General features: G+C 43.2%; 19 protein-coding genes and 2 tRNA genes. 8 read left to right on the top strand and 13 right to left on the bottom strand.

What is annotated here, in order from left to right; all coding sequences use genetic code 11:
* Positions 1 to 134 precede the first annotated feature (134 nt).
* Entirely contained in the window at positions 135 to 1,436 is a 1,302-nt protein-coding gene (locus AACS00_RS10900) for a methyl-accepting chemotaxis protein (RefSeq protein ID WP_110167421.1), read from the top strand.
* 66 nt (positions 1,437 to 1,502) lie between these two features.
* On the opposite strand, the gene AACS00_RS10905 is transcribed toward AACS00_RS10900, so the two are convergent.
* The 8 genes from AACS00_RS10905 to AACS00_RS10940 form a co-directional block, all read right to left on the bottom strand.
* A tRNA-Cys gene (locus AACS00_RS10905) sits at positions 1,503 to 1,576 on the bottom strand.
* Positions 1,577 to 1,602: 26 nt separating this feature from the next.
* Positions 1,603 to 1,689 (bottom strand) — tRNA-Leu (locus AACS00_RS10910).
* On the bottom strand, positions 1,677 to 1,952 hold the full coding sequence (locus tag AACS00_RS10915) for a hypothetical protein (RefSeq protein WP_110167422.1): 276 nt from the start codon (positions 1,950 to 1,952) through the stop codon (positions 1,677 to 1,679). Before AACS00_RS10915 ends, AACS00_RS10910 begins: the two co-directional genes overlap by 13 nt.
* Positions 1,953 to 2,040: 88 nt before the next feature.
* Complete coding sequence (locus AACS00_RS10920; RefSeq protein WP_072670715.1) at positions 2,041 to 2,385, bottom strand: helix-turn-helix domain-containing protein; 345 nt, start codon at positions 2,383 to 2,385, stop codon at positions 2,041 to 2,043.
* A gap of 363 nt (positions 2,386 to 2,748) precedes the next feature.
* The gene (locus AACS00_RS10925) at positions 2,749 to 3,915 is read right to left on the bottom strand and encodes a D-alanyl-D-alanine carboxypeptidase family protein (RefSeq protein WP_110167423.1); all 1,167 of its coding nucleotides are present in this window, start codon (positions 3,913 to 3,915) and stop codon (positions 2,749 to 2,751) included.
* Positions 3,916 to 4,148: 233 nt separating this feature from the next.
* The gene (speB, locus tag AACS00_RS10930) at positions 4,149 to 5,075 is read right to left on the bottom strand and encodes an agmatinase (protein WP_072670717.1); all 927 of its coding nucleotides are present in this window, start codon (positions 5,073 to 5,075) and stop codon (positions 4,149 to 4,151) included.
* Positions 5,076 to 6,986, bottom strand: a complete 1,911-nt coding sequence (speA, locus tag AACS00_RS10935) for an arginine decarboxylase (RefSeq protein WP_072670718.1) — start codon at positions 6,984 to 6,986, stop codon at positions 5,076 to 5,078. It abuts the gene before it with no gap.
* Positions 6,987 to 7,289: 303 nt separating this feature from the next.
* Positions 7,290 to 8,114 carry a tetratricopeptide repeat protein gene (locus AACS00_RS10940; RefSeq protein WP_110167513.1) on the bottom strand — a complete coding sequence of 275 codons (825 nt, stop codon included), beginning with the start codon at positions 8,112 to 8,114 and terminating at the stop codon, positions 7,290 to 7,292.
* A gap of 550 nt (positions 8,115 to 8,664) precedes the next feature.
* On the opposite strand from AACS00_RS10940, the gene AACS00_RS10945 reads away from it, so the two are divergent.
* Entirely contained in the window at positions 8,665 to 9,237 is a 573-nt protein-coding gene (locus tag AACS00_RS10945; protein WP_110167425.1) for a mechanosensitive ion channel domain-containing protein, read from the top strand.
* 80 nt (positions 9,238 to 9,317) lie between these two features.
* Here AACS00_RS10945 and hutZ read toward each other — a convergent pair whose 3' ends face one another.
* Both hutZ and hutX read right to left on the bottom strand, forming a co-directional pair.
* On the bottom strand, positions 9,318 to 9,848 hold the full coding sequence (gene hutZ / locus AACS00_RS10950) for a heme utilization protein HutZ (RefSeq protein ID WP_110167426.1): 531 nt from the start codon (positions 9,846 to 9,848) through the stop codon (positions 9,318 to 9,320).
* Positions 9,849 to 9,870: 22 nt separating this feature from the next.
* Positions 9,871 to 10,374 carry a heme utilization cystosolic carrier protein HutX gene (gene hutX / locus AACS00_RS10955; protein ID WP_072670721.1) on the bottom strand — a complete coding sequence of 168 codons (504 nt, stop codon included), beginning with the start codon at positions 10,372 to 10,374 and terminating at the stop codon, positions 9,871 to 9,873.
* A 280-nt stretch (positions 10,375 to 10,654) separates the two neighbouring features.
* Between hutX and AACS00_RS10960 the strand changes: the two genes are divergently transcribed.
* From AACS00_RS10960 to AACS00_RS10970, 3 genes are read left to right on the top strand one after another with little or no spacing between them, the layout of a single operon-like run.
* Positions 10,655 to 11,509, top strand: coding sequence for a heme/hemin ABC transporter substrate-binding protein (locus tag AACS00_RS10960; RefSeq protein WP_072670722.1), 855 nt, complete (start codon positions 10,655 to 10,657; stop codon positions 11,507 to 11,509).
* Positions 11,510 to 11,526: 17 nt separating this feature from the next.
* Positions 11,527 to 12,546, top strand: coding sequence for a FecCD family ABC transporter permease (locus AACS00_RS10965; protein WP_375152954.1), 1,020 nt, complete (start codon positions 11,527 to 11,529; stop codon positions 12,544 to 12,546).
* Complete coding sequence (locus tag AACS00_RS10970) at positions 12,546 to 13,325, top strand: heme ABC transporter ATP-binding protein (RefSeq protein WP_110167428.1); 780 nt, start codon at positions 12,546 to 12,548, stop codon at positions 13,323 to 13,325. Before AACS00_RS10965 ends, AACS00_RS10970 begins: the two co-directional genes overlap by 1 nt.
* Here AACS00_RS10970 and AACS00_RS10975 read toward each other — a convergent pair.
* Entirely contained in the window at positions 13,322 to 13,792 is a 471-nt protein-coding gene (locus AACS00_RS10975) for a TetR family transcriptional regulator (RefSeq protein ID WP_110167429.1), read from the bottom strand. The two genes, AACS00_RS10970 and AACS00_RS10975, sit on opposite strands and share 4 nt — an antisense overlap.
* A gap of 387 nt (positions 13,793 to 14,179) precedes the next feature.
* On the opposite strand from AACS00_RS10975, the gene AACS00_RS10980 reads away from it, so the two are divergent.
* Both AACS00_RS10980 and AACS00_RS10985 read left to right on the top strand, forming a co-directional pair.
* On the top strand, positions 14,180 to 14,479 hold the full coding sequence (locus AACS00_RS10980) for a DUF406 family protein (protein WP_072670726.1): 300 nt from the start codon (positions 14,180 to 14,182) through the stop codon (positions 14,477 to 14,479).
* Positions 14,480 to 14,604: 125 nt separating this feature from the next.
* Positions 14,605 to 15,204, top strand: coding sequence for a hypothetical protein (locus AACS00_RS10985; RefSeq protein ID WP_110167430.1), 600 nt, complete (start codon positions 14,605 to 14,607; stop codon positions 15,202 to 15,204).
* A gap of 27 nt (positions 15,205 to 15,231) precedes the next feature.
* Here AACS00_RS10985 and AACS00_RS10990 read toward each other — a convergent pair whose 3' ends face one another.
* On the bottom strand, positions 15,232 to 15,840 hold the full coding sequence (locus AACS00_RS10990) for an AraC family transcriptional regulator (RefSeq protein WP_110167431.1): 609 nt from the start codon (positions 15,838 to 15,840) through the stop codon (positions 15,232 to 15,234).
* 178 nt (positions 15,841 to 16,018) lie between these two features.
* Between AACS00_RS10990 and AACS00_RS10995 the strand changes: the two genes are divergently transcribed.
* Positions 16,019 to 17,125: a 1-acyl-sn-glycerol-3-phosphate acyltransferase gene (locus AACS00_RS10995; RefSeq protein WP_181397555.1), complete on the top strand. Its 1,107-nt coding sequence runs from the start codon at positions 16,019 to 16,021 to the stop codon at positions 17,123 to 17,125.
* 69 nt (positions 17,126 to 17,194) lie between these two features.
* Here the strand turns inward: AACS00_RS10995 and AACS00_RS11000 are convergent, their stop codons facing one another.
* Positions 17,195 to 19,018 carry a hybrid-cluster NAD(P)-dependent oxidoreductase gene (locus tag AACS00_RS11000; RefSeq protein WP_110167433.1) on the bottom strand — a complete coding sequence of 608 codons (1,824 nt, stop codon included), beginning with the start codon at positions 19,016 to 19,018 and terminating at the stop codon, positions 17,195 to 17,197.
* Between the last annotated feature and the right edge of the window lie 12 nt (positions 19,019 to 19,030).

Raw genomic sequence — 19,030 nt, forward strand, 5'->3', positions numbered from 1 at the left:
CAAATGATCATTTCTAACGTTTGATAAATCAGGGGGACTGAAAAATATAGATTATATATTCAGCCCAACTTGATACTCTCTGTTGCATAGACTAAAAATAATATGAATACTTTTGCATCTTAATGGAGTTAATGATGTTTGTCTCAAAGCGTCGTCATACTAAAATAGTTTCAGACTTAATGATCGATTCATCATCGGCAGGAGCCTTTAGAGAATCATTAAAAAAAACCGTTCCTTATATCGAATTTACCCCTAGCGGCCACATTATTTATGCTAATGAGTTACTTTTAAAGCCACTTGGGTATGAGTTAAGCGAAATCATCAATAAACATCACAGCATGCTTTGCTTCCCCGAAGATGTAGAAAAAAAAGAATACCATGAACTTTGGAAAACCTTAGCGAATGGCACCCCAACAAGTTCAAGATTTATTCGTCGAGATAAAAATGGAGCCGCTATTTGGCTTGCTGCCACTTACTTCCCAATCATCAATAATGGGAAAGTAGAATACGTAGCTAAAGTTGCTTCTGACGTAACCAAAGAACAAATGGAGCTAGAACGAAATCAAGCGCTATTGAGTGCTCTAGATAAATCACTCGCTGTCATTGACTTTACTCCGGATGGTATCGTTCTTGCTGCCAACAAAAACTTTTTGACTTGCTTTAACTACTCACTCAATGAGGTCGTAGGCAAACATCATAAGCAATTTTGTGATAGTGATTTTTATAGTCAAAATCCAAATTTTTGGCGAGATTTAGCGCAAGGTAGAATTCAAAGCGGCTTATTTAAGCGTACTGATAAACATGGAAAGACAGTATGGTTAGAAGCCACTTATAATCCCATTTATAATCATGCGGGAAAAGTCATTAAAATTATCAAGTTAGCTAGTGATATTACTGAACGTGTAGAAAAAGCAATGAGAGTAAAAGAAGCTGCACTAATTTCACACCAAACCGCTCAAAAAACCGTTCAATCAGCTGCTAAAGGGAAATCAACTATTGAAGTGTTACTCTCAAACTCACAAGATATTAATCAATCTGTCGAGGGGGTGAACGAATTAATCACTCAACTTAATGAACAATCTAAAAATGTGGATGCTATCGTATCTACAATTAGCTCCATTGCTGATCAAACGAATTTATTGGCTCTCAATGCAGCGATCGAAGCCGCTCGAGCAGGGGAACAAGGAAGAGGTTTTGCAGTCGTGGCTGACGAAGTAAGACAACTAGCAGCTCGCACATCTCAATCAACAGCAGAAATCGCCGATGTCATTACTAAAAACTCGAATATTGCACAAAATATTGATGTAAATATCCAAGTGGTACTTGAGAAAACATTATATGGAGAAAAGCAAGCAATAGAAATAAAAGACGTTATCGATGATATGGTTGCAGATGCAAGTTTAGTCTCAGAGTCCGTTAAAGGGTTATCATTATAAACTTGAATATTTATATTACCTACCATAATTACAAAAAAACCAGCATCTAGGCTGGTTACTTTATAATGGAGGCGCGTCCCGGAGTCGAACCGAGGTTCACGGATTTGCAATCCGCTGCATGGCCACTCTGCCAACGCGCCTTTGTATCAGTATGTATCTTGGCTGATGGTGCCCCGGGCCGGACTTGAACCGGCACGACTCGAAAGTCGAGGGATTTTAAATCCCTTGTGTCTACCAATTTCACCACCAGGGCAACGCAAATTGCGGTATGGCAACACCATCTGCTCTTTCGGGCTTTGCCCTGAGAACGAGGCGTACTTTACCGCATTCCTCAGCAAGGTCAATAAAAAAATGTGATTTATCAATCAAGTGATCAATAAATGAACCACGCCGTATAATAGACAACCGAACCGAACAAAGTTCAAACACCGAGTAGGCTTTATTCTCTAGATTGGGATTTTCAAATAAAAGTAGGATTTCAGGATTACTCGATAAACATGGGGCCAGCCGCATCATCGAAGCCTCTCAGCGTTTCTGACCTCAAGGTATTAGCCCATCAAATTGTTTTCATTTTTAGACTGCCGAACTTTATTCTTTACCGCCATTAAGCATAATGAACATATTCGATAATGACTTGATTACCTTCTATCGACACATTCTGAATATCACCATCAATGATCACTCGACTTTTGAGACTGATTACCTGCTTATCATAAGCAGATGCCGTTTTTAAGCTCGGTATCACCCTATGAGGCTCAAGGTGCAAATGCCGACAAAATTGGCTAATGAAGCTCATCGATAGCGGTCTATCGCCCCGCAGCAGTTGAGAAAACTCTATCTGAGTTAAGTTGAGTTGTTTCGCCATCTGCATCTGAGTTAAATGCATTTTCGCTTTTTGTGACATCCATACATTATACAAGGCTTGGCGATCTTCGGCGCTAAACTCCATTTTTCATCCTTTAATGAGTGCAATAGATAATACTTTACACAGGGTGACAAAAAGGACTCGTGATAATGTCAGTGGCAAGTTAAGGTCTGTTTAAATTTAGCTTGCTTAATATTGAATATTATTCAGCCGCCAGCATTTACTGAGCGCTGGCTAATCAAAAATGAGTAAGATATGTAATCAATATTGCCTTTCTACTTGACGCTGCAACGGTGTTGGCTAGGCCCGTTATCCCAATCACATAGTCTGCCTATGCTCATAGGGCTGCATTCACTTACCGCCTACCTGCAACTTCAAATAATTTGGGTATCGAAGTGTAACAGCAGAGAAAATGTCTCTCTGCTGTTACATGATGAGAGAGGGGGCTTAGAACCAGCTAGCGAATAAACGCTTGATTCTATCGACTGTTCGCTTAAACCAACTGCCTTGCTCAACGCTTTCTAAAGCAACCAAGGAAACCTCACCGACCTTGCGATCATCGACTTGGTATATCACTTTACCAACGATATCACCTTTTTGGATCGGAGCTTGTAAATCCTTATTCATCTCGATCAAGCCACTGAGTTTAGGTAACTCACCTTTAACGACGGTTAAATAAGTTGTCTCTGCAACCCCAACAGGCAACTGATCTTTTTTGCCCATCCACACCCTCGCCTGCTCAATCGGCTCTCCTGCTTGATGAGGCACTATGGTTTCAAAGAAACGGAAGCCATAGCTTAGCAACTGCTTACTGTCGGCTTCTCGGCCTTTAGCGCTATTGGAACCCATAACCACTGAGATCAAACGCATGTTACCATTGGTCGCCGAGGTGGTTAGACTAAAACCAGCTCCGCTAGTGAACCCTGTCTTCATACCGTCAACATTCATGCTCCGATCACGCAATAAACCATTACGGTTATATTGAGTGATGCCATTATAAGTAAACGATGTTTCACTGTAGAGTGGGTAAATTTCCGGTAGATCACGAATAATCGCTTGCGCCAGCTTAGCAATATCATAAGGCGTACTGTATAGACCTGAGCTGTCTAAGCCATGAGGATTAGTAAACGCCGTATTGGTTAGTCCAAGTGTGGCTGCCCAAGAATTCATTAAATCAACAAACGCGTTTTCAGAGCCAGCGACGTGTTCTGCGATAGCCACACTCGCATCATTACCAGATTGAACAATCAAGCCGCGATACAAATCCATCATATTGACTTTGGTACCGACCTCAATAAACATTTTTGAGGAATCGGGAAAGTTTCTTGCCCATGCTCTTTGGCTAATCACCACTTGATCATCAGGGCTAATGTTACCCCGCTTCATTTCTTGTCCGGCAACGTATGACGTCATCAGTTTCGTTAAACTCGCTGGATTCAATTTATTATGAGCATTGTGTTCAACTAAAACCGTACCCGTATGGTAATCCATCAAGACATAACCTTTCGCAGAAAGCTGCGGAGGATTGGGTACCACAATCGGTGTTGCATTACTTACCAGGGGAATAAAAGACAAGCACGTCGCAGAAACGACAATAGACTTGATATTTTTCATAACTCGCATCCCAAAATCAAAGAGAAAAATAGTATAACTAACTGACTAGATTACCCTGTTTTTCTTTACTCACTCTTACAGTAGTGTAAATGAACGTAACAAGCCTTCCCATACTTAACCACTGGAAAAGCGAAAAGTGCCAATAATTCGTCTTTATCACTGAGAATGTGTGCGTTAGTTAACAAAAAACCGAGCCTGATGACTCGGTTTTAAAGTAGATACCGCCAAACAATTTAGGCTTTATTTTGATTGGCAGACCAAACGTACAGCAGCTCCAATGCGATGGTAGCCCCCGCTAACGCGGTCATTTCACTTTGATCGTAGGCCGGAGCGACTTCAACCACATCCATCCCGACTAAGTTGATGCCTTTCAATGCGCGAATGATCTTCAAAATTTTATCGGTGTTCAGTCCGCCACACACGGGTGTACCAGTACCTGGAGCAAACGCAGGATCGAGGCAATCGATATCAAAGGTTAAATATACTGGTTTGTCTGCAATGATAGTGCGAATTTGTTGCACAATCTCTTCCACCGACATATCGTTGGCTTGCATCGCATTGATAACATTAAAACCATGCCCTTCTTGCTTATACTCAGTGCGAATGCCAATTTGCACCGAATGTTTAGGGGAAATCAACCCCTCTTTCGGCGCATGATAAAACATCGTCCCGTGATCGTAAGCACTACCATTGGCATAAGTATCGGTGTGTGCATCAAAATGAATCAGCGCCATTTCACCAAACTGTTTAGCATGAGCACGTAAAATCGGTAGCGTCACAAAGTGATCGCCGCCGAGTGCCAGTAAGGTTTTACCACTTTTGATAATTTCACCCGCCGCCGCTTCAAGGCGATAAGTAAAATCTTCCGCATCACCGCAATCAAACACCAGATCACCAGCATCAATCACTTTTGTCTGAGCAAATAAGTTGAAATCCCATGGGAATTTCTTTCCTTCCCAAGCAAGATTCACCGAAGCACGACGAATGGCGTCTGGCCCCATACGTGCACCAGAACGACCTGAAGTGGCCATATCTAAAGGCACACCCAGTACGACCACATCCGCATCGCTATCGATCGGGTTTCTCATATATGGACGACGGACAAAGGTCATCGCATTGGAGTAGAGTGAATAATCAGTTTTCGTAAACAAATCATTCATTTAAAAGTCCTCTAAATAAGTATAACCACTCAAGCCCTGCTCTAGCTCTGCTAAAACAATCGCTTGTTCTTCGGTCGCCACACGTTGGCTAACCAATTGACGATAATTGGCACGAATCGCATCAACATCGATATGCACATAACGCATCATATCTTCTACGGTATCCCCTTCATTGATCGAGGTAATTTCCGCGTCTCCGTTATCAGTAATATTGACCACGACACTGTGGGTATCACCAAATAAATTGTGCATATCACCCAAAATTTCCTGATAAGCACCCACTAAGAAAAATCCCATCAAATAAGGCTTATCTTTTGACCAAGCCGGTACTGGAAGGGTGGTTTCAATCCCTTGCCCCTCGACATACTGTTCAATCGCACCATCTGAATCACAGGTGATGTCTAGCATGACAGCACGACGATCTTCAACATTATGCAAGTCTGATAAAGGAAGTACGGGGAACACTTGATCGATACCCCAGGCATCCGGTAATGATTGAAATAAAGAGAAGTTGACAAAGAATTTGTCGGCTAATCTTTCTTGCAACTCATCAAGTATTGGGCGATGGAAACGATTCTTAGTGCTCATTTTCAAGCGTAATTCATAGTAAATACGCAGTGAAAGCTGCTCAATCCATGCACGATGTTGTAAGTTGATCACACCTGAAGCAAACAGAGTATGCGCTTCTGATAAATCACTTTGCGTATCATTATAAATTTCAATTAATGCACGCGCATCAGTACCTTCACGTAAGGTTTCCCAGCTACGCCACATATTTTGCATCAAAATTGGATCATCGGTTTCTGGTTCGCTGATCTGCTCAGGCATATACGCTTCAGTACCAATAACATTGGTAATCAATACCGCATGGTGAGCGGTGATTGAGCGACCAGATTCAGAAATGATGATCGGTTTCGGTTGCTCATACAGATTACACATATCGGCAACAACATTGACAATATTGCGAGCGTATTCTTGTAGACCATAGTTCATCGAGTTCGATGATTGGCTCCGTGTACCGTCATAATCTATCGCTAAACCGCCACCGACATCAAAGTAATCAATCTTGGCACCAAGTTCTCTGAGTTCACAATAAAAACGAGCGGCTTCATTGACGCCATTACGTACGTCACGAATATTGGCCATTTGCGATCCCAAATGGAAATGCACTAACTGCAGAGCTTCAAGTTGGTCTTCAGCTCGTAGACGCTCAACCACCGTTAATACTTGTGAAGCTGCTAAACCGAACTTAGATTTTTCACCACCACTGGATTGCCATTTACCAGCGCCCTGCGACGCTAAACGAATGCGTAAGCCTAAGCGAGGTTTTACGCCAAGGCTTTTGGCTTCTTTTAGGATCAGATCGAGCTCGGAAAGCTTCTCCAAGACGATGAAAACTTTATGACCTAATTTCTCACCGATCAACGCAAGACGAATGTATTCGCGATCTTTATAACCATTACAAACAATGACTGAACTGGCCTGTTGCGCCATCGCGAGTACGGCAAGAAGTTCTGGTTTACTGCCCGCTTCCAGACCAAGTTGCTTAGTTTCAAGTTCAGCTTGACTGGCGAGTATCTCATCCACCACTTCTTTTTGTTGGTTAACTTTAATCGGGTAAACCAACAAATATTTATTAGGGTAATCACACTCTTCAATCGCTTGATTAAAAGCGTCACAAATATTGTGCACACGTTGGTGCAGAATCTGTGGGAAACGAACCAATACCGGAAGATTAAGATTACGAGCTTCAAGTTGTTTGACTATCGAACTCAATGCGGTTGGATGAGCATTATCTTTTCTTGGTGAAACGATCACTTCACCATGGTCATCAATGCCATAAAAACCTTGGCTCCAATAATGAACATTATAATCCGCACGAACACGATCTAATTTGGATGATTTTTCCACTTGATATCTCACAAAAACAGAGAGAATGTAGTGATAGCCACATTATGCCATCACACCTGACACCCTAAATGTCACGCGCTTTATCGGCGAAAAGAGAGGGTGTGTCTAATGATAATAATTTGTCGTAAAGACAAGCTTTAGTTATGGCTACCACTGATTAATTAAAGTCATCAAAACCTCCGTATCCTATCGCTCCATAGAGAGTTAACCAACTCATCGACATCGATAGACGAACCCAAGCCATTCGGTATGCCGATCGTCTAGGTGATTCACACGACGTCACGTGAACGACCCAGCTCAAGCTTAACCGTGGTTAATCAGCGCATTAAAGTTTTTGTTACCGTACAGCGATTCAAAATCAGGCTCTTCAAGAATTAAATCACGCATTGATGGGCTTATCTCTATTGCTCGTTGAATATCTTCCAATGCTTGATCTTCTGCTCCTAAACGAGCATAAGCACACGCACGCTGATACAACGCTGGTCCATTATCGTTATCCAGCTCTAACACTCGATTACAGAGACTCATCGCCCAGTGATACTCTTGCATTTCCATTACCGCATCAGCTTTATAAGTCAATGCTTCAAGATCGCCGGGGCGAATTTTGAGTATTTCGTCATAGACATCGATGCGCTGCTCTGCCGTCTGTACACTTTGCGATCTCAGCCATAAATTATGGATCTCATTAATCACTTCAATTTCACGGTTATTTTCAGTAATGATGCGGCTTTTACGCTTTAAATCTTGCTCTAAGGCGACAAACTTTCGTTCATATTCTTGAGCGATTTTATTAATGCTTTTATCGGCCATTTCCCTGGTATTGTGTTTAACTTCCCGTAACGATTGCCAACCAATCAAAGCAACTAAAGAAGCTACACCAGCGATAACATAGAAAAAATAAGTCACGGTAACATTGGAATAACTGAGCGACCGATCGGCGACGGATAATTCACGGTCAGTGATTTGAATGGTTAAGCGGCGCTCTAAATCTTGCTGATCCTGACGTAACGCTCTTAATTCATCGAGGATATAACGTTCAACTAATGGTCTATCCAAAATCGGCGATTCTGAATACAGAGGCTCACGCTCTTCCTGTGCCCAAGCCACTGAACCGATCAGTATCATCATGGCAAAAATTACTCGGCAAATGTGTCGCACGTGCAAGGCTCCTTAATAGCTTTACTGCCACGTAGCGTTTCATGGTTGGTCTAGCTTGAAGCGATGACGATAGATATGGACCATCTGGTTTTGACATTCTTCACTAACCAGTCAGCCGATGTTACGTGAAGATATCGATCACCAAAAAACATTTCAATTCAAAGCATCAACAACCAAAAACTGGGCATATTTTTTATAATTAAGCGGTAACATTAACAAACTTAAGTCAAAAAATCATCAAACTGCTTAACAAGCAGCACAAAAAAGTGTTTCGAACTCTATCAATACTTCATCTACCTTGTCTCAACGAAAAGAATTCGATTGAAATTACGCACAGTTCAGTTATTTTCACCCCCATTTAATGGGTTAAACCCAAGCCACTTGTCATTATGAGTAAGTGGTGGATAAGCGTCCACTATGGCACTCCTGAGCGTTATTAATATAGATAAACAGTAGGGTTGGAGATAAACGAACGTCGTCAGTACCGCTGCGTTTCAAGTAGAAAGGGGATAAATGTATTATGCAATTGCTTTCTTTATTACAAGAGAATTACCAATGGGCACTTTCTGTGCTCATATTACTGCTCTACCCTAAACTGGTTTTTTTAAGTTTGCGGATATTAGATAAAACGGTTGGACAAAGAGAAGACAGTGATCGATTACAGCGAGTCAAATGGCTACTCAAAACCTCACTTTTTATGATGATTCTTTTAGGGATCATGATGATTTGGGGGATCGAACTACGCGGGCTGTTGGTGATTGGTTCTTCATTGTTTGCTTTAATCGGGGTGGCGTTATTCGCAAGCTGGTCTTTACTCAGTAATATCACCTCCTTCTTAGTGCTGTTTATCCAAAATCACTTTCGAATCGGATCTTGGGTAAAAGTCATCGATGGGAGCAATTTTATCGAAGGACGCTTAGTGGATATGACACTATTTAATGTGGTACTCGAGACTCTAGATGGAAATCGAGTCCTCTACCCGAATAATTTATTCATTGTTCGGCCGGTCGTCGTGTTGGCTAAAGCTCCCGAAAAAAATGCTAAGAAAACAGTGAAAAAACAACTACCAAAGCTCACGACACCCAATCTTTAACTAATCATAGCACCTCTCTCATGACATCATCAAAGGCCAATCTTAGCCTTTGATGATAACAGCGTAGCCAAGTTTCAGCTTTATGCGTTGGCGATTTGTCTATGCCCTTCTTCAAGATGAACAAAATCAACCAAATCATCTCCTGAAACTTGGTAGGCTTGGCCAAAACCTTTTACGAACAACCCATGCTCTGGCTTTAAGCAAAACAACGAGAAATCTTCTAGCTGGCTTAAATTAGTGATGATCTCGCCAAACCGCTGTTGCATTTGTTCAATCACCTGTTGCCATAGCGGCGAGTGACGTTCAATCATGCTCGCTTGAGCATCAAACGTTAACCGCTTGCGAGCAAAAAGCTGCTTCGCACTTGATTCATCTTCAATCATCATGATCGATACTTGAGGATTCACCGCTAAATTACGCGCATGACGCGCAATATGGGAAATCAGAATAAAGTAACCCTCTTGGTTTTGTACAAAGGGAGCATAGCTGACATTCGGTTTACCTTGCGCATCGACGGTTGCTAACTGTAATGTCGTACGTTGTTGACGAAATTCTTTAATTTCTGGCTCTAAACGGCCTTGTAGTCTTTCTTGTTTAACTTGCTGTTCCATTGACGTGCTCCTTACAAGGCGGTTATTTAAATTGTTGTTGCATGGTTTGAAAACGATCGACCTGCTGAGCGATAAGCTCACGCTTATCGTCACGGCCTAAATAAATCTTAAAAATAGAGTCTCCCTGCTGAGTGAAAAAACCAAAGTAATGACTTTCTCGTCCCATAAATGGCTTACTCACTAAAGCAATATGATGAATTAAATCTATTTTTAAGTGACCATGGAGTTGACCTGGCTGCCCAAATAAATTGTAGTAACCACGTGCCTCTTTACCCTTAGGTAGCGGAGCCTTAATTTCAAAAATAGAGCCAAATGACTGTACGATGGTAGTGACATTGGTCTCCCAGTCTGCAATCTCCGTTAATACCATCTGCGCGTGATCACCCGAGAGCAGGGTAACCATTTCGCTAGGAAAAGCAGACACAACAGCAAACTCACTCACCGCTAAACGTTCAGCAATTTGTGCTGGAAGTAATGTGGGCTCATCATTCAATAGCTGCGCCACTTGGTGTGATAATTGTTCCATTTTGTTATCCAATACGATTACGTGGGTATCTCAACGTCATTAAGAATAATTAGAGACAAATGATAATGCAATTGATAATTGATATTGTTTGTATTGTGAGTAATAATTTGCGCTCTTGAAACTAGAAACTGCCAAATACCTCATACGCCGTCAGTACTCAGTAAGTCAGTGAATCCCAAGCGCATAGATAACGCGGTCATTAGGGAATCTGAGCCTCGCTAACCTAACTGTAGATTGAAGTAATATGAGGATCATTGTGGCGATTGAGTGAATGAGCATCATGAAATTTTCTGCACCTTTTCGTCGGCTACTTGCCAGTATTTTATTCCTCTTGTGCGCTAATAATCTTTGGGCAGCTGAACGTGTGATCAGTGCGGGCAGCAGCGTCACAGAACTTATCTTTGCATTAGGTGGACAAGAGCAATTAATTGCGGTGGATGTCACCAGCAATGAGCCGCGCACTCGTGAATTACCTCAAGTGGGCTATCACCGACAGCTCTCGGCAGAAGGCTTACTGGCTTTAAATCCAACCCAATTAATTGGTTCAGATGAAATGGGACCAGAAAGTACCTTACGCCAACTGCGCTCCGCTGGAGTCAAGGTCAGCGTCATCAATAGTGATCCTGATGCGCAAGGATTGCTTGAACGTATCGACCAAATTGCTCAATTAATGAATCGCCAAACAGCGGCAAAGTCATTAAAACGTCAAGTTAATGATTCTTTACAACAACTTAAAGATGGGCAACCAGAGCAATCACCACTCAAGGTGTTATTTTTACTGCTTCATGAAGGACGAGCAGCCAACGTCGCTGGTTTAAATACTATCCCTGATACGCTGATCACTTTAGCTGGCGCTCGCAACCCTGCTGCAGAAATGATTTCCGCCTATAAACCCTTATCGATGGAAGCGCTGATCACCATGCAACCAGACGTTATTTTGGTCAGTGGCCGTAGTTATGATCAACTCGGCGGAGCAGAGGCTATCTTAGAAGCGCTACCAATGTTAAAAGCTACCCCAGCGGGAATTCATCAACGTATCGTTACCATTGATGGTCATGCGCTCGTTGGTGGCGTAGGACTGAAAACGATTCAAGAAGCACTGCGTTTGCAAGCACTGCTCTATCCAAAAGGATAACCGCAGTGTTGCGTCATGTGCCTATTCACTTATTACTTATTATCCTCGCCCTCAGCTTAGGGATATTAAGTTTAGCGTCAATTACCGTTGGCCCTATGTCGATCAGTTTTCGAGATAGCTTGCATAGTTTAGTGTTTCACTCTGATGATATCGCGGCTCATATCAATCTGGTTATTCATCAAATCCGCCTCCCTCGCACTCTTCTATGCTTATTAGTGGGCGCAATATTAGCGCTCTGTGGCGTGGTAATGCAGGGCTTATTTCGTAATCCTCTCGCTGAACCGGGGATCATTGGGGTATCTGCAGGTGCGTCATTAGGCGCAGCACTTGCGATTGTAGTACTCGCCTCTTTTGAGTTCGATGCCACTTGGATGAGTGTATTCACACTTCCTTTTTGTGCTTTTATCGGCGGAGTATTAACAACGTTACTGGTTTATCGACTAGGCACCAGTCAATTGGGAACTTCAGTGACTATCATGCTATTGGCTGGCGTGGCGATCAGTGCGCTTTCCGGAGCGGGTATTGGCTATTTAAATTTTCTGGCTGACGATCAAATGCTGCGAGATCTGACCTTATGGTCAATGGGCTCCTTTGCTGGCGCTAATTGGCCACAAATCTATTTATGCCTGATCACCCTTGGATTATTGGGATATTGCTTTCACCGCCGAGCAATGGCACTCAATGCGCTTTTGCTGGGTGAATCTGAAGCTCGCCATCTAGGTATTGGAACACAACAACTTAAACGAGCGCTGATCGTACTCTGCGCCGCAGGGGTGGGAATCACCGTCAGCGTGGCTGGGATGATAGGCTTTGTCGGCTTAGTTGTTCCTCATTTGGGACGCATACTGGTTGGCCCTGATCATCGATATTTATTGCCCGTTTCCGCTCTTATCGGTGCACTACTGCTGACTTGCGCGGATATGTTTGCCCGCGTTGCGGTGGCACCGAGTGAATTGCCGATCGGCATTGTCACTGCGCTCGTCGGTGCTCCCTTTTTCCTCTACCTATTGTTTAAACAAAAAGGGAAACTGTTTTAATGCCCACTCCAGCTATTCAGGCTCATCACTTAACGGTCTGTTTTCATTCAAAATCAATATTAAAAGATATCAATATTGAACTTCATCACGGCGAGGTTACAGCTTTACTTGGTCCCAATGGGGCGGGTAAAAGTACCCTACTAAAAGCGTTAAGTGGTGAAATTGACACTCACGCTAAAATTCGCTTTTTTGGTCAAACTCGTGCCAACTGGTCAGCTAAGCGCTTAGCAAAACATGTCGGTGTTTTACCGCAAAGTAGCTCATTAAACTTTCCATTTACCGCTCAAGAAGTGGTCAAGCTTGGAGCGATTCCACTGGACATTAGCCACCAACAAACTCGACAATTGGCACAATATTATATGCAAAAGACCGATGTTTTACCGTTAGCCAATCGGCTTTATCCTGAACTCTCAGGTGGAGAAAAACAGCGCTTACACCTAGCAAGAGTGCTCACCCAACTGCATCAATCCGGCGCACAAAAAGTCTTAATGCTTGATGAACCGACTTCTGCATTGGACTTAGCTCACCAACACAAAACCTTGCTTATCGCTCGTCAATTAGCTCGAGAGGAGCAGTGTGCCGTCGTGATTGTATTGCATGATTTGAACTTAGCGGCGCAATACGCCGATCGGATGGTCATACTCCATCAAGGACACATTGTGTGTGATGCTCCACCTTGGCAAGCTCTGAGCCCTGAGATGATCAAGCAAGTCTATGGTCATGATTCGATGATCGCACCACACCCAACGTTAGGTTTTCCTATGGTCTACCCAGTTTAATCACGCTCACTCATCGCGATAATCGATTTACCAATTAACCACTCCAACTGTTGGCGACTTTGTGGTCCCCATTTATCCTCAACCATTCTATAAAGCCGAGTCATCATTTGCGCTGCAAAAAACTCGGCGCGCTCCGCCATGACCAAATGTTGAAATAATAAACGCAACGTTGCCATAAAAGCTGGAGCAGTACGTAGCGCCTTCAACCAGCTCTCAGAGAACTCATTCAGCCCTTGCTCTAACTCTAAATACTCGGTGAATTGATTAAAAATTTTGCTTTCTAATGCCAATGCAAAATCAGTTTTTTTAGGAAAATGGTGGCTAATACCCGTTCGAGAAACCCCAGTCTGCTGACTTAATGTGGTGTAAGACATTTTGTCGTATCCTAAACTGAGCAACTGATCGATAACGGCATCCATAATTCTTTGAATCGTAATTTCGGTATCTTCTTTACTACGTTTTGGCATGGCTCATGCTCTTCATCAAAGGGTGATTGTTCGGCTAGATAGTTCAAAGACTGTTGATCTTGCAAGGTTAAATAGTCAGCAAACCGTCGAGATCATCTTACAAAGTCTTAGTGAAGGCAATGAAACCGGTAGCATTATGACAAAAAACTGTCACTCATTCGCACAAACTCTTGACGCATATCACAAGATATTGCCACGTACTCGTCGTTCATCTACGCTGCACTGACTACTCAATCATAGTATGAATCATTGATTGATCGAGATTATGCCCAGATAACCACTTCAACTGATATCAACATTAACCAATCCGATCGGCAGCAGATATTGAGTGGTAACCCGCAACATAGCAGGCTAAAATAGCCTTAGTTTTTATAAGAGGATAACAAGATGACCAATCAATGCTACGTAGAAGATGAAGTATGTGAAGCATGTGGTGTCGCGGGAGAAATGGGATTTATCATTAAAGAAGGTGACGAAGTTGCCGAAGTCACCATTTTTGCGACCGAACAAGATTTACTTCAACAAGAGTTTGATAAATATCTGCAACTCGCTCAACAAGTGTGCGCCAACGTTGAATATCAAATTCTTCCCTCTCAAGAAGCCAATAAACTGCAAGCTCAATTCAAATTTGAAGTCAGCGCAGAAAAATTGATTTTTGAACTCAAGTCTCGTTCATTATTCCGCTAAAATGAACAAGGTGAGCGATAACTCGCTCACCTGATATCTGTGACAGTAAAATACAATCATCCGTTGAAAATCCACACCATTAGACCGATACTCTTAGCACGATCACCAATACAAGGATGTCAGCCATGCGGCGCTGGTTACTGGGTTTATTGAGCGTACTATGCGCTTTGCCATTGCTCGCCATCCCTCTTGATTACTATAAGATACTCAACCATTTAGATAATTATGGCAATCTCAATTTACGCAATAAACCTTACACTGAGCTACCGAATGGCCTTACTGTCAAAGGCAACCTGAATATTGCGCAAACCTCAATAAAAAGTCTGCCCCCGCAACTTCGCGTTGAAGGCAGTTTGGAAGCGAGTAATAGCCAGCTACAGCGTATCCCTCGTGGCACCTTTATTCGCGGCTATGCCAATCTACTCGGTTCACAAATTACCCGCTGGCCTGCTGGAGTTAATGTTGGAGGGTACATCAATTTAACTGATACGCCACTTGAACAGTTGCCGCCAAGGTTAGTCGTTAAAGGGGATTTAAGCGTGGTTAGAACCCCGCTAACCGAACTGCCGGAGAGGTTGGTAGTACAAGGGGATCTGTATATTGGCGGTTCGCAAATTACCCGCTTCCCAGAGACGATGACCGTCAATGGCAATATCTTTTTAGGTGGGAATCAGATTCAACAATGGCCAACGAACCTTACCTTAGGCGGAGCCGTAGCACGATAAGGATCGGATGGGCTTGGCTGAAATGAGTTAAGGTTGCTCACCTAAAATCAACTGACACAGTTGCTGATACTGTTCAACTTGACCAGCAAATAATGCCTCGACGATTTGTGCCTCTTTTACACCAGACAAACGACGCTTGCGCGCTTCACGCACTAATAAAGCCACATGACACTCTTTACTGATCCGAGGATGGCTGTCTGGTGTCCATTGACTCAACACTTGGCTTAAACCGGTGAGTTTGAGTTTAGGTTCAAAGTTTTGTACTTCATACTTAAGCACTTGCAGCAAATGAGGATACACTGGGCTATCAGAGACAGGCTCTTGCAGACATTGTAAAATACTGCGACTGACATCGCTGAGTTTAACCACTCCAGCCTGCTGAGGAAAAGGAACACGCAAACGCACCGAAAAATCAACCCGTGTAATTTGAGTATTCGGAAAGAACGTTAATGCACACAAGCAATCGATGGGAATCCATAGTGCTTGCTGGGCTTCTATGGCGTATTCATGTTTACCAAGTCGAAATAAGACTAAACCATGATTCACTTGGATTAAGCTATGCTTACTCGTTCGTTTTCGCGCCGTCGCTTGCAAATAAGGAAAAGTACAAGTTTCAGATTGAATCGCGTAGTTCATGGTTGGCCTCATGGATTTTAAGGGCGCTAAGAGTAACGCTTCTTGATAAAAAAGCCAACTGAACTGAACCTTATCAGACTGATTCTGGTCTGACCTTGTAAATTATGTGCTTATGATAGCTGCGAGTCACTCAGAGTATGCGTAGAATAGGCGAGCTTTTTATTTGATGTACAATACTATGACCTCAACCAACGATCCTTATCAAGATATACGTCCTTATAACGACGACGAAATTCCTGCGGCGCTTGACCGCTTAATCAATGATGAAGAATTTATCTCAGCGATTTTGCAGCACCGCTTTGCGCATCAACCTACTTGGCTCAGACCACTATTGAGTCCAATCGTAAAAATTTATTTGAAATTTAAATGGGCCAAACTGACTTCCGTTGAAGCCATTCAGTTAGAAGTAAAAAAATACCTTGAGCAAACGCTAGAACACACTACCAGTGGTGTGACTTATACAGGGCTTGAGCAATTAGATAAAAACCTCTCTTATCTTTTTATTTCCAATCATCGCGATATCGCCATGGATCCTGCGCTGGTTAATTATGGTTTGCATAAAAGCGGTCATCGAACGGTACGCATTGCCATTGGCGATAACTTATTGAAAAAACCTTGTGCTACCGAGTTAATGCGTCTTAATAAAAGCTTTATCGTGCAACGTTCTGCCAAAGGGCCACGTGAAATGATGAAGATGCTCGGCACACTATCAGGCTACATTAAACACTCGCTGGATACGGGCAACTCGATCTGGATCGCCCAGAAAGAAGGACGAGCCAAAGATGGTAACGATTTTACTGATGCGGCAATTTTAAAGATGTTCCATGTCGAAGGACGTAAACAAAAAGTTGATTTTGCTGAGTACATGCAATCACTTAATATCGTACCGGTGTCGATTGCTTACGAAAATGACCCTTGCGATGTCGCCAAAGCACGCGAACTGTATGAAAAAGCGACTCACGGTCAATACCAAAAAGCCGAATTTGAAGATATTGAAAGCATTATTCAAGGGATTGTTGGCGAAAAAGGACGAATCCATGTTGCCTTTGGTGACGTGATCAGTAAACCTTTTGCCACTCCAGAAGCCTTAGCCGATGAAATTGATCGCCAAATTCATGCTAATTATCGTCTCTATCCAATCAATTACTTGGCGGCGAATGTCGACCACGAGGAGATACAGGATGAGCATAAAGTGCAACTGGAAGCGAAGTTAGCTCAACTCCCTGTTGATGCCCATCGTTATTTACTCGATAGTTACGCAAACCCTGTGCGTAATAAAGCTTAATTGTTGACCGCTTAATTGAGCCACCCCTGACCTTTCAGGAGTGGCTTTTTCTTTTTACCTGCCACCGATTTATGAGCTTACGACTTCAATATCGGTTTCAGGAATACTGCAACACGCCAATACTTTACCAAGATGACGTTCATGATCGGGTAACGCTAATGTCTCCGGCTGTTCAACTCGCCCCGACTGCACCGTCACTTTACAAGCACCACAAAAACCTGCGCGACAGCTATTAGCCACTTTTAAACCCGCACGTTCAATCTGCTCAAGTAATGTGGTCTGATTATCGCCTTGAAACGCCTTTCCATTGAGTGTGATGGTGAGGGGCTGATACGCCCGATTAACCGATGGGGTCACCGTAAATACCTCCTGATGATAAGCCGTTTCTGGAACACCCAGTTTTAGCAACAGGTTTTTTGCTTTTTGCATAAAGCCATCAGGCCCACAGACAAAAACCTGCCGCTGTGTCACATTTTCTATTTTTTTCAGATGAGATAAGGATAGTCGCCCTTTTAAAGCAAACCAATCTATCGAAGGCTGAGTCAAACTGAGCATCAAGGTCAATCCAGGATGATCCCTATGCAGAGCTTCTAGCTCATCACGTGCGGGAATATCAGCTTCACTACGACATTGATGATAAAATACAACATCTCGTATGCTCTGGTGGTCCGCTAAATAACGCAGCATCGATAACATCGGCGTAATCCCGCTTCCCGCAGACAATAATAATAGCGGCTGAGATAAATGCTCATCGCGCAAATGAAAATTTCCCTCAACAGATTGGGCAACTAAACTGTCCCCCACCTGAAGATGTTCCAATAACCAATGAGAAACTTGCCCACCATCGATCGCCTTAACGGAAATCGCTAAACGTTCTGGTCGAGAAGGGCTTGAAGAAAGCGTATAGCGACGATGATGCACTTTACCGTCAATAATCACTTCAATCGGTAAATGTTGGCCGGGGAAATACTCGGAGAAATCACTGCGTTGTGGTTCTAACCAAAAAGTCACAAAATTATTAGCGATGGTCTCGCGCTCAACACAGCGCATTTGATAATGGCGCTGTCCTTGATCAAGGTAATGCTCTTTTTCTTTGTATTCCAAGACTTCTATCGGATCATTAACCGAGATCATCCCCTCATTTTTTGCAATCAAGTTTTGACCGAAAAACACACCGCCGCGTTGATTTGCGCGAAATTGCGCTAAGGTTCTTAACGGCTCCGTACTGGGGCGAAACTGTCCCGTACTCATATCAACCGTGGTCAAAACACAGCGTTCACAGGGTTTGACCAGTTCAAATTCAACCTGACCAATTTTGATCCGCTTCCAGCTATCTTCGATAAAGGGTTCCCCGCCAGAAACAACCAAATTGGTTCGAAATTGCGCCATACTATGTTGCTCAGGACTACGGCGGTTCAACTCATCTAATGAAGCTTGGCTAATTAATAACAAAGGATAACCATCAGCAAAGCTGACGTTGCTACCCACTTTCTCGCGGACTCGATTCGACTGCTCCCCCGTGAACAACAATTCAACCCGTTGCCCCAGCACAGCACTAAACCAATCATCCGCTTCGTCGGTGGTGGTATAAGCGGTAAAATTATCATCCCAGACTTGAGCCTGCGCCACTTGACGCTTAAACGTACTATAACGCAGCGTTAAGGGCTCACGACCTGGCGCGGTAAAAATCAAACCATCCGCCGTTAATGCAGAGCGAATCGCGACCATCGATGGGTATTTTCGCGCGGTCACCATACTGCCATCCGCCAAAGCGACCATGAAACGGCGATCAAACATCAATCCTTGTTTTTCAACCCAAGCGGTAGATAGCGATAACCCTGCCGTCGATTTAACCGGATAAATACTAATTTGTGAAAGCTGCACAGCCAACATGGTGATTCCTTA

Source organism: Vibrio sp. 11986-1-5, from assembly GCF_963878025.1.
In the GTDB taxonomy this organism is placed as follows: domain Bacteria; phylum Pseudomonadota; class Gammaproteobacteria; order Enterobacterales; family Vibrionaceae; genus Vibrio; species Vibrio injensis.